This is a genomic window from Streptomyces sp. NPDC059740 (assembly GCF_042733155.1).
GTDB lineage: Bacteria > Actinomycetota > Actinomycetes > Streptomycetales > Streptomycetaceae > Streptomyces.
This window is the reverse complement of record NZ_JBHWGP010000026.1, coordinates 85,157-94,158: the sequence shown is the minus strand read 5'-3', so window position 1 is coordinate 94,158 and position 9,002 is coordinate 85,157. Positions and strand designations below refer to the sequence as shown.

10 protein-coding genes are annotated in these 9,002 nt (G+C 75.9%); 1 reads left to right on the top strand and 9 read right to left on the bottom strand.

Annotation, left to right across the window (positions count from 1 at the left end; all coding sequences use genetic code 11):
- Positions 1-306: 306 nt before the first annotated feature.
- From ACFV3R_RS24945 to ACFV3R_RS24910, 8 genes are all read right to left on the bottom strand, one after another.
- A complete protein-coding gene (locus ACFV3R_RS24945) occupies positions 307-651 on the bottom strand; it encodes a DUF2516 family protein (protein WP_385587275.1) in 345 nt (114 codons plus the stop codon).
- Between the two features lie 406 nt (positions 652-1,057).
- Entirely contained in the window at positions 1,058-1,828 is a 771-nt protein-coding gene (locus ACFV3R_RS24940; RefSeq protein ID WP_385587246.1) for a hypothetical protein, read from the bottom strand.
- Between the two features lie 32 nt (positions 1,829-1,860).
- Positions 1,861-2,484, bottom strand: coding sequence for a helix-turn-helix domain-containing protein (locus tag ACFV3R_RS24935; RefSeq protein ID WP_385587243.1), 624 nt, complete (start codon positions 2,482-2,484; stop codon positions 1,861-1,863).
- A 270-nt stretch (positions 2,485-2,754) separates the two neighbouring features.
- Complete coding sequence (locus tag ACFV3R_RS24930; RefSeq protein ID WP_385587240.1) at positions 2,755-3,375, bottom strand: NADPH-dependent FMN reductase; 621 nt, start codon at positions 3,373-3,375, stop codon at positions 2,755-2,757.
- Between the two features lie 145 nt (positions 3,376-3,520).
- Positions 3,521-3,952 carry an ankyrin repeat domain-containing protein gene (locus tag ACFV3R_RS24925; protein WP_385587238.1) on the bottom strand — a complete coding sequence of 144 codons (432 nt, stop codon included), beginning with the start codon at positions 3,950-3,952 and terminating at the stop codon, positions 3,521-3,523.
- Positions 3,953-4,118: 166 nt separating this feature from the next.
- Positions 4,119-5,366, bottom strand: coding sequence for a GNAT family N-acetyltransferase (locus tag ACFV3R_RS24920; RefSeq protein WP_385587235.1), 1,248 nt, complete (start codon positions 5,364-5,366; stop codon positions 4,119-4,121).
- Positions 5,367-5,526: 160 nt separating this feature from the next.
- The gene (locus ACFV3R_RS24915) at positions 5,527-6,558 is read right to left on the bottom strand and encodes an asparaginase (protein WP_385587231.1); all 1,032 of its coding nucleotides are present in this window, start codon (positions 6,556-6,558) and stop codon (positions 5,527-5,529) included.
- A gap of 110 nt (positions 6,559-6,668) precedes the next feature.
- Positions 6,669-7,337 (bottom strand): ABC transporter substrate-binding protein, encoded by a 669-nt coding sequence (locus ACFV3R_RS24910; protein WP_385587227.1) that lies wholly within the window; start codon positions 7,335-7,337, stop codon positions 6,669-6,671.
- Positions 7,338-7,756: 419 nt separating this feature from the next.
- On the opposite strand from ACFV3R_RS24910, the gene dtd reads away from it, so the two are divergent.
- On the top strand, positions 7,757-8,182 hold the full coding sequence (gene dtd, locus ACFV3R_RS24905) for a D-aminoacyl-tRNA deacylase (protein WP_385587224.1): 426 nt from the start codon (positions 7,757-7,759) through the stop codon (positions 8,180-8,182).
- An 82-nt stretch (positions 8,183-8,264) separates the two neighbouring features.
- On the opposite strand, the gene ACFV3R_RS24900 is transcribed toward dtd, so the two are convergent.
- A complete protein-coding gene (locus tag ACFV3R_RS24900; RefSeq protein WP_385587272.1) occupies positions 8,265-8,996 on the bottom strand; it encodes a collagen binding domain-containing protein in 732 nt (243 codons plus the stop codon).
- Between the last annotated feature and the right edge of the window lie 6 nt (positions 8,997-9,002).

The window sequence follows — 9,002 nt, the reverse complement described above, 5'->3', positions numbered from 1 at the left end:
GCCTCGTGGGGTGCGCGGGCCGGCCCCCGGCCGCCCCCCCCCGGCGCAATGGTTTTGCGCCGCCCCCACCCCCCCGCCCCCCCCCTTTCGCGGGGGGGCCCCGGGGCCGGTGGCGTTTCGGGGCCTCGCCCGGGGCCCAGGGCCCCGACCGGGGTCACGGGCCGGTCCGCGGGCCGAGCCGCGGCGGGCCGCAGGCGGGGGCGGCAGGCCTGCGAGAGGGCCGGGGACGCGGACCGGGGCCCGCGGGACCGGCCGGGCCTGGGGGGCCAAGCGGGGCCTGGCGTGGCCCGGCGCGGGCCGACGGGGTCAGAAGCCGCCGTTGAACGGGCCGTAGGGGCCGTCGGAGCTGGAGCCGCGGCGGCGGGGGCCGCGACCGCGGCCGGCCACCTGCGCGAGCGCGGGACGGACGTCCACCGCGTACACGATCACCGCGACCAGGCCCAGGGCGGGCAGGAAGGTGTCCAGGGGGAAGAGCCCCATGATGACCGCCGCGATGCCCAGGAAGAGCAGCCACATCGCCTTGTTCTGCTTGCCTGCGGCACGGTAGGCGTCCTCACGCTGTACCGCCGCGTGCACGAAGGCGACGACGCTGCCGGCCAGCAGGGCCATCTGGACCCAGAACAGCAGCTCCATGAAACCGTTGACCAGCACGTTCTCCACCGCCCGTTGTCGTCTGCGCGGTCCGCGTCCGTCTGCTCGGTAGCGCGGCGCCGCCGCTCCACGGTACCCGGACGGCCCCGCGTCCGCCGACGACCGCGGGAGCCGGTGGGGCGGGGGCCGCCTCGGGCGGTCCCCTGACGGCGGCGGTGCGGTACGCCCCCGCGCGGCGCCGCCGGGTCCGGCGGCGGGGACCCACCCGGCGGCGTCTGCCAGGGCCGGCGGGAGGACCCGACCCCGCCCCAGCGGAGCTCCGGGCGGGCCCACCGCCCCTCCGCGCCGGTCGCCTGGCCGAGGTGGCCTCCGGTCAGCCCTCTCGTGCGGGTCGCCTGGCCGAGGTGGCCTGCCGGTCAGCCCTCTCGTGCCAGTCGCCTGGCCGAGGTGGCCTACCGGTTACCGGTTACCGGTCCGAGGCCTTGCCGCTGGTCGCCTCCCCGTCCGTGCTCTTCCCGCCGGCGGCCTTCGCGCCGCTCGTCTCCGCGCCGCTCGTCTTCGTCTCGCTCGTCTTCGCGCCGGTCGTCCTGCGGTGGGCGGCCTTCTTGGCGGGGGCGGGCTTGTCGTCGGTCCGGGGCGACTTCTCGGTGGGCGTCGCCACGCTCTGGGCGGCCAGGACGTCCTTCACCGTGGGCTCCGGGGTGGCCGGTGAGGAGCCCTGTCCGGCCTCGGGGGCCGGCGGGGCGGGCTCGGTGCGCACCGGGGTCGCGGCGGTCGGCTCGGTCACGGGCGCGGGGTCGGGCTCGATGACGACGGCCAGCTCCGTCACGTCCTCGGCGGCCTCACCGCGCCAGGTACGGACGGCGCCGCGGCCCCGCTCGGCGAGCTCGTCGTAGGTCTCCCGGGCCTTGACGGCGTACTCGGCGGCGCGGCCCACGCCCTGCAGGGCCAGCCCCTGCGCCTGCTCGCGGACCTTGCGCAGGTCGCCGTCGAGGGAGCCGAGCAGCTCGCCCATCCGGTTCTGGGCCTCCTTGGCCTGCTGCGCCAGGCGCTCCTGGAGGGCCTTGGGGTCGGTGGCGCGGGCGGACTCCAGGCGCTTGGGCGCCTCGGTGCGGAGCCGGTCGACCAGGGCCGGCACCTCGCCGAGTTTCTCCGCCGCGAGGTCGGCGGTGCCGGCGAGGGCGTAGAGCGGAGTGGGATCGGTCAGCGTCTTGCGGAGGTCGTCGGTGAGGGCCATGGAAGTTCCTCCTGGAACGGTGGTAACCGGATTCAGTCGTCGGGCTCGTCGGCCGTGGCGGGTGCCGGGATGTCCGGGGCGGTGCCGGGGCCTGCGCCTGCGGTGTCGGGTGCGGGCCGGCCGGCGGCCGCCGCACCGGCCGCCGTCTTCCTGCCGCCTGCCCGCGATCCGCGGGCCGCACCCCTGCGGCGGGCGGACACGGCCTCGGCCGCCACCGTGGTGACGGGGCCGTCCGTGGTGGACTGCGGTGCGTCCGCCTCCCGGACCCCGGTCACGCCGGCGACCTTGGGGGCGCTGCCCTCGTCGGCCGCGGCGTTCTCCTTGCGGAAGGCCTCGTAGATCTGGAGCAGTACCTGCTTCTGGTGCTCCGTCAGCGCGGGATCGGTGAGGATCGCGCCGTGGACCTGCATCTCGTCCCGGTCGCGTCGCTCGTCGAGGATTCCCGCCTGGATGTACAGCGTCTCGGCGGAGATCCGCAGCGCCCTGGCGAGCTGCTGCAGGATCTCGGCGCTCGGCTTGCGCAGGCCCCGCTCGATCTGGCTCAGGTACGGGTTGGACACCCCTGCGGCATCGGCGAGTTGGCGCAGGCTCAGCCGTGCGTTGCGGCGCTGCTCGCGCAGGAACTCGCCGACGTTGCCGACGTTGAGTGATGCCATGACGTCATGGTGCGTCGCTGTGCTAGCAATTGCAAGCGTCTGCTTGCTGGAGTGTTCCCGCAGCATCGGGGCGGGGCGGGCTCCTCCGGGCCAGGGGAGCCCGCCCGACCTGCTGTTATGCGGGGGCGGAGGCAGGTGGTCGCCTCCGGGGACGAAGCGACGGGTGGTCAGGTCGCCGGACAGGGCGCACCCCCGCCCCGCGTCGGCCTCCTCACCGAACGAGGCCGACGCGGGGCGGGCACGGGGCGGGCACGGCGCGGGTGGGTGGCCTCAGCCGCCGTAGGGGTGGGCCGCGCGGGCGGTGCGCAGGGCGGTCGCCCACCAGCCGAGCTGGTCCAGCAGCAGGCGGGCGGCGGTGTCGGGGGCTGCCGCGTCCAGCAGCCGGCCCTCGTCGTCGAAGAGTGCCGATGCCAGCGGGAAGCTGACGGTCTCCCGGACGGTGGTGGCGTGGAGCTCGGCGAAGACCAGCCGGAGCTGCTCCACCGCGCGCAGCCCTCCGGAGATGCCGCCGTAGGAGACGAAGCCCACCGGCTTGGCCTGCCACTCGGCGCGCAGCAGGTCGACGGCGTGCTTGAGGGGAGCCGGGAAGGAGTGGTTGTACTCGGGCGTGATGACGACGAAGGCGTCCGCGGCGTCGATGCGCGCCGCGTACTCCTCGAACTCGGGCGTGCCGTGACGCAGTTCGTAGGGGCGCAGCTCGGCGAGGTCGACCAGGTCCACCTCGGCGTGCTCGTAGCGCTCGGCGTGGCCCGCGAACCACCGGGCGATCACCGGCGCGAACCGGCCCTCGCGGGTGGAGGCGACCAGCACGGCGAGCCGGAAGGGGCGCTGGTGGTCGTCGGTCGTGGCCTCGGTGGCGGCGGAGCGGGTGAGGACGGACGAGGGGGTCATGACGGGCCTTCCCGAAGGGGCGGCACAGGGTGTGCCGCGTGACAGGAACGACGCTAGAAGTTCAACCAATGTTGAAGTCAAGCTTCGGGTGGGGCCTGCGGTGCCGTCACCACCGCAGGCCGGCCCTTCTTGGGAACTCCGCCCCTCACTCCTCGCCGAACAGCCCCAGCAGGTCCGCCTTGCCGAAGACACGGGCGGTCTCGACCGCCGAGGGGCTCCCGGCCCGCGGGTCGGCGCCGTGCGCGAGCAGCACCCGGACGACCTCGTCCGCACCCTTGAACACCGCGCCCGCCAGCGGAGTCTGACCCCGGTCGTTGGGCCGGTCGGCCTCGGCGCCCCGCTGGAGGAGGACCTCGACGGTCGCTGCGTGGCCGTGGTACGCGGCCAGCATCACCAGCGAGTCGCCCTTGTCGTTGGTGAGGTTGGCCGGCACACCGGCGTCCACGTAGGCCGCCACGGTGTCGGTGTCACCGTGACGCGCCAGCTCGAACACCTTCGCCGCGAGCTGGAGCACCTCCGGGTCGTGGGCATGCTCGGTGGCCTCGGGCTGCTGCGGGGTGGGGCTCTGGTCGCTCATCTGGCCGCCGGTCTCCTGCTCTCGTCTCGAAACGCCGTCCTGGACTCATCCTGCTCGATCACGTGGACTTCACGCCGGTCGGTGCGGCCGGTCACCACGTGTCGGTCACCAGGCCCACCCTAGGCCGCCGACCTGCTCTTCCCCGCTGCGGAAGCCGCCGAGGCCGTCAGAAACTGTCGGGGCACCAGGCGCGCCGGCCACCGCGCAGCAGGCCCTCCGCCCGCTCCAGCGCACCGGCACGCCCCTCCGCGATCCGGCCCAGGGTGCCGAGCCGCACGACGGAGGCGTCGCCGAGGAGCAGCCGGGCCAGGTCCCCCACGCCGAGGGTGAGGTCGGGCTCGCGGGTGGTGGTCGCGCAGCTCACGCCGTCCTCCTCCACGTCCAGCAGGTACCGGCCGGCGGCGAGGCCCAGCGGGTCGGTGACGTCCAGGACGAGCCGGCCGGTGCCCCGGTAGCCGCGGGCGCGGAGCAGCCCCGGCACGTCCAGCGGGCGGAGCCAGAGGAAGTCCGCGCAGGAGGTGGGGCGGGCGGCCCGGGGGTCGCCCAGCAGGTCCGGCAGGACGTCGTCCGGGGCCCGCCCGCCGGAGGCGACGTGCATGACCCAGTCGATGTCGAACAGGTGGTGCCACAGGGCCCGCTCGGCCGCCGGTGTCACGGCGAGGAGATCGTGGACGGTGGCGGTGACATCGGGCTGCTTCGAGGGCCAGCGGTCGTCGACGGTGTAGGCCACCAGGCCCTCGACCTCGCCCTGCGCCGAGCGGTACAGCGCGTAGAAGCGCTCGGTCCACGTCTCCCAGGAGGAGCGCAGCTCACCGGTCTGCCGCCGCCACCAGGACGCTGGCCGGCTGATCGCCCCGGGGACCGTCCGGCGGAAGCGGCGGTGCAGCTCCGGGCCGAGGCGGCGCACCTCCTCGGCGTCGGCGAAGTCGACCCGGCCGGCGTCGGCGGGGCCGGGCCCGCGGGTGGCGAGGGCGGCCCGCGGCAGGTCCACCGTCCACTCGGCGAGGTGGGCGGCGGGGCCGAAGCCGAACCGGCCGTAGATCGGGTACTCGGCGGCGATGAGGGAGGCCATGAGCTCACCGCGCTCCCGGGCAGCGCGCAGGTCCGGCTCGATCATGGAGCGCAGCAGACCGCGGCGGCGGTGGGTGGCGCGGACGGTGACGGAGGAGACGGCGTGCGAGGTCACGGCGGCACCGCCGGGCAGGGTCGCCTCGTGGGGGAAGGTGCGGTAGGTCGCGACGTAGCGGCCGCCGTCGCGCACACCGAAACGTCGCTGGCCGGGATGGCCGGACGCGAGGAAGGCGGCCACGTCCTCCTCGGTGGGCTCGGCCGCGTCCAGGAAACCGGCGATGCAGGCCCGGAACCAGGCGGGCGTGTCCTCGGGCGGGACCTCGTACACCGTGTTGTCGCTCATGCCGGGGACGTTAGCCAGGGCCGTCGCGGATGTCCTCCGGTTATCGCGGGCCCCGACGCGGACGTCCTGCGGCGGGGGCGGAGGCGGGTGTCCTCACGGTGCGGGCGGGTGCCGGGGCGGCCAGGGCCCCGGCACGTCCCGGCGGGTGCCGGGGCGGCGGTCAGAAGGCCGCGCGTATCGAACCCACCCGGTGCCCGCCGCCCAGCAGCGGCTGGTCCTCGATGCGGGCCAGCACCTCCTCGGCCTCCTCGCCCACGCCCATGCGCCGCAGGACGCGGGCGAGGATCGGGCCGAGGGTGCGGGTCGCGCCGTCCTCGACCTTGAAGGCCAGGGCCCGGCCGTCCGGCAGCGCCAGCGCCTGCACGGCCTCCGCGCCCATCTTGGCCAGCGTGCCGGGCAGGGCGCGCATCAGCCAGGTGTCGGGGCGGCGGGTGCCGGCCACGTACTCGGGGTGGGCGCGCATGGCGTCGGCGACGCGGCGCTCGGGCGAACCCGGCTCGGCGGTGACGAAGTGGCGGAAGGCACGGGCCAGTCCGGTCAGCGACAGGGCCATCAGCGGCGCCCCGCAGCCGTCGGTGCCCACGTGGGTCACCTCCTCGCCGGCGGCCGACCGTATGCCCGTCAGCACGAGCTGCTGGAGCGGGTGGTCGGGGTCGAGGTAGGTCTGCGTGGGCCAGCCGGCGACCCGGCAGGCCGCGAGCATCGCCGTGTGCTTGCCCGAGCAGTTCATCGTCAGCGGCGCGCGCCGGCCGCCGCCGGCCAGGTAGGTCTCCGCCTCCACCGGGTCCAGCGGCAGGTCGGGCGGGGTCTGGAGCTGCTCGGCGGTCAGGCCGTGCTCGGCCAGCATCGTGGTGACGAGCTCCAGGTGGAAGGGCTCGCCGGAGTGGGAGGCGGCCGCCAGGGCCAGCCGCTCGCCGGAGAGGTCGAGGCCGGCCCGGAGCACCGCGGCGGCCTGCATCGGCTTGTTCGTCGAGCGGGGGAAGACCGGTGCCGTCGCGTCACCGAGCGACCACTGGACGCTGCCGTCCGCGGCGAGCACCACCAGGGAGCCGCGGTGCCGGCCCTCGACGAACCCCGAGCGCACGACCTCCGCGAGGACGGGGGCCGCGTCCGCCGGCTCCGGGGGCGCGGCGGGCGCCGGGACGGAGCGGGCAGGGGCGTCGGGCACGGGGGTGCCGGTGGGGTGCGACATCGGTGGGCGGCCTTCCGGGAGAGCGTGCGGCGCTCTCCTGTCGGCCGGGTGGGCCGCGCCGTCCGTGCGGGCGGGCCTGGGCCGGGTCGCCTGCGGGGTGACCGGTCGGCTCAGGAGAGCAGGTCGTCGACTTGTGCTTCCCCTTCACGGTACCTGCGCGCCATCTCGGCCCCGCAGTCGTCGGCGGTGCGCTGCAGGTCCTGGCGGCGGAGCGAGACCTGCTGCTCGTAGCGGACGAGCCGGGCCATGGCCGCCCGCAGCTCCTCGTCGCTGCGGGCCGTGAGGTCGGAGAGCTGCACCTCGTCGAGCATCTCCTCGGCCAGCCGCCCGTACGCGGTGCTGTGCGGCGTGCCCAGCGTCACATGGCGGGCCGAGGAGCGGTGGCGGGAGGGGAGGTCGCGCAGGATCTCCGGCAGCCGGTCCAGCAGCGGGGCGACATCGGCTGAGCGGCGGGTGAGCTCGGCGCGGAGGATGTCGATCCGGCCCTGCAGCAGGCGGCGCAGGTAGCTGAGGTCGGCCTCCTCCTGCTGCGAGAGCCGGCGCAGGCCGCGCAGGTGGGGCAGGCCGAGCGTGGCGAGGTCGGGCTGCGGCGCGGGGTCCCACGGGGCGTCGGGGTGGGGCGGGCGGTAGGGGAGCGGGGCGCCGGAGGGGGCCACCGGGGGCTCGTCCTCCGGGTGGCCGGGTTCCGCCGGGAGCTGCGGGGCGTAGGTGTGGCCGGTCGTCGGGCCCTGGGGGGCGGCGGGAGCCGGCCCCTGGCCTTCGGTGCTGATGCGCGTCATCCGTCTCCTCGTGCGGTGCGCCCGCTCCACCGTCGCCCGCGGGGGCGGGCGCTACCGCGGTGCGGTGACGGTTCCCGAAGCCCCGTGCGCGAGGCCTCAAGTCCCCGATCACGGGTGATTACGGAACAGGACGTACCGGAAACGCCGTACCCGGCGAATGCCGTACGTACCGTCTGCATGCATCGTGCCACTTCGGCCGTCGCATGCGCAGCGAGCGGCACCCGAACGGCCGTGCAGCGGAGGGGATTCGGTCGGCCGGGCCGGGCATCAGGCGCGGGGGCGCGGCCTGCCGTCCGGGCCGCGGGACCCCGACGGCGGGCCGGAGGTGGGGCGTTGACGCGGCGGGGCGCTGCGTGCGGCCGTCGCGCGGACCCCGGGGGGCGGCGCGGGGGCCGGTGGGGCCCGGGCATCATGGCGGTATGCGAGCTGTGGTGCAGCGGGTGGACGGCGCCCGCGTCGAGGTGGAGGGCCGGGCGGTCGGGGAGATCGTCGGCGAGGGGCTGTGCGTCCTGGTGGGGGTGACGCACGAGGACACCGAGGAGAAGGCGGCGCAACTGGCGCGCAAACTCTGGTCCCTGCGCATCCTGGACGGGGAGAAGTCGTGCTCGGACACCGGTGCGCCGCTCCTGGTGGTCAGCCAGTTCACCCTCTACGGCGACGCCCGCAAGGGACGCCGGCCCACCTGGAACGCCGCGGCCCCCGGGCCCGTCGCAGAACCCCTGGTCGACGCGGTGGTCACCCGCCTGCGGGAGCTGGGTGCCACCGTCGCCACCGGCAGCTTCGGCGCGCAGATGAGGGTCACGCTCACCAACGACGGGCCGTTCACGGTGCTGGTGGAGATCTGAGGTACCCGGCGGCGGGCGGTGCGTCCCGCCGCGCATGACGAAGGGGCGGCCCGGTGCGGGCCGCCCCTTCGCCGGTGCGGGATCAGTCGGTGTGCTGCAACGTGAGGTCGAAGCCGTCCGTGCCGTGGCCGTCGACCTTCAGCGAGGAGGTCACCGGCGGGTAGCCGGTGGCCACCACCGTGTACTGCGCCTCCGCCAGGTCGGTGAAGACGTACCGGCCGTCGCTGCCCGTGGTGTGCAGCCCGACCACGTTGCCCGCCGCGTCCAGCAGGGAGACCCGGGCGTCCGCCAGCGGCGCCCCGTTCCCGCCGTGCACGGTTCCGCGCACCACCGCGGCCGACCGCAGCCGGGCGTCCTGCCGGGTGAGGCCGTCAGCGCCGACCTCCACCGAGCCGGTGAAGGGCTGGAAACCGGCCGCGCTGGCGGTGAGGGTGTAGCTGCCCGGCACCAGCTCGGTCAGCCGGTAGGCGCCGTCCTCGCCGGACGTGGTGGCCTGCGCGACCTCGCCACGGCTGTCGGTGGCCACGACCAGTGCCCCGGCGACCGGCTCGGTGTCGGCCAGGACCGTACCGGTCAGACCGCTGCTGCCGGCCAGCACCACGTCGTGGTCCAGGGGCGTGGCGCCGACGCTGAGGGTGGCGACCCGCGGCTGCCGGCCCGTGGCGGAGCCGACCAGGACGTAGCTGCCGGCCTGCGGCGCGCTCACCTCGTACCGGCCGTCCTGCCCGGTGGTGGCGCGGGCGAGCTGGCGGCCCGTGGCGGCGATGAGGGTGACCGCCGCGCCCGGGACGGGGACGCCGCCCTCGTCGCGCACCAGGCC

Coding starts and splice junctions, on each gene's coding strand:
- ACFV3R_RS24910 (WP_385587227.1), bottom strand. CDS start 7,337: ATGACGCGCATCAGCACCGAAGGCCAGGGGCCGGCTCCCGCCGCCCCC.
- ACFV3R_RS24920 (WP_385587235.1), bottom strand. CDS start 5,366: ATGAGCGACAACACGGTGTACGAGGTCCCGCCCGAGGACACGCCCGCC.
- ACFV3R_RS24915 (WP_385587231.1), bottom strand. CDS start 6,558: ATGTCGCACCCCACCGGCACCCCCGTGCCCGACGCCCCTGCCCGCTCC.
- dtd (WP_385587224.1), top strand. CDS start 7,757: ATGCGAGCTGTGGTGCAGCGGGTGGACGGCGCCCGCGTCGAGGTGGAG.
- ACFV3R_RS24930 (WP_385587240.1), bottom strand. CDS start 3,375: ATGACCCCCTCGTCCGTCCTCACCCGCTCCGCCGCCACCGAGGCCACG.
- ACFV3R_RS24935 (WP_385587243.1), bottom strand. CDS start 2,484: ATGGCATCACTCAACGTCGGCAACGTCGGCGAGTTCCTGCGCGAGCAG.
- ACFV3R_RS24940 (WP_385587246.1), bottom strand. CDS start 1,828: ATGGCCCTCACCGACGACCTCCGCAAGACGCTGACCGATCCCACTCCG.
- ACFV3R_RS24925 (WP_385587238.1), bottom strand. CDS start 3,952: ATGAGCGACCAGAGCCCCACCCCGCAGCAGCCCGAGGCCACCGAGCAT.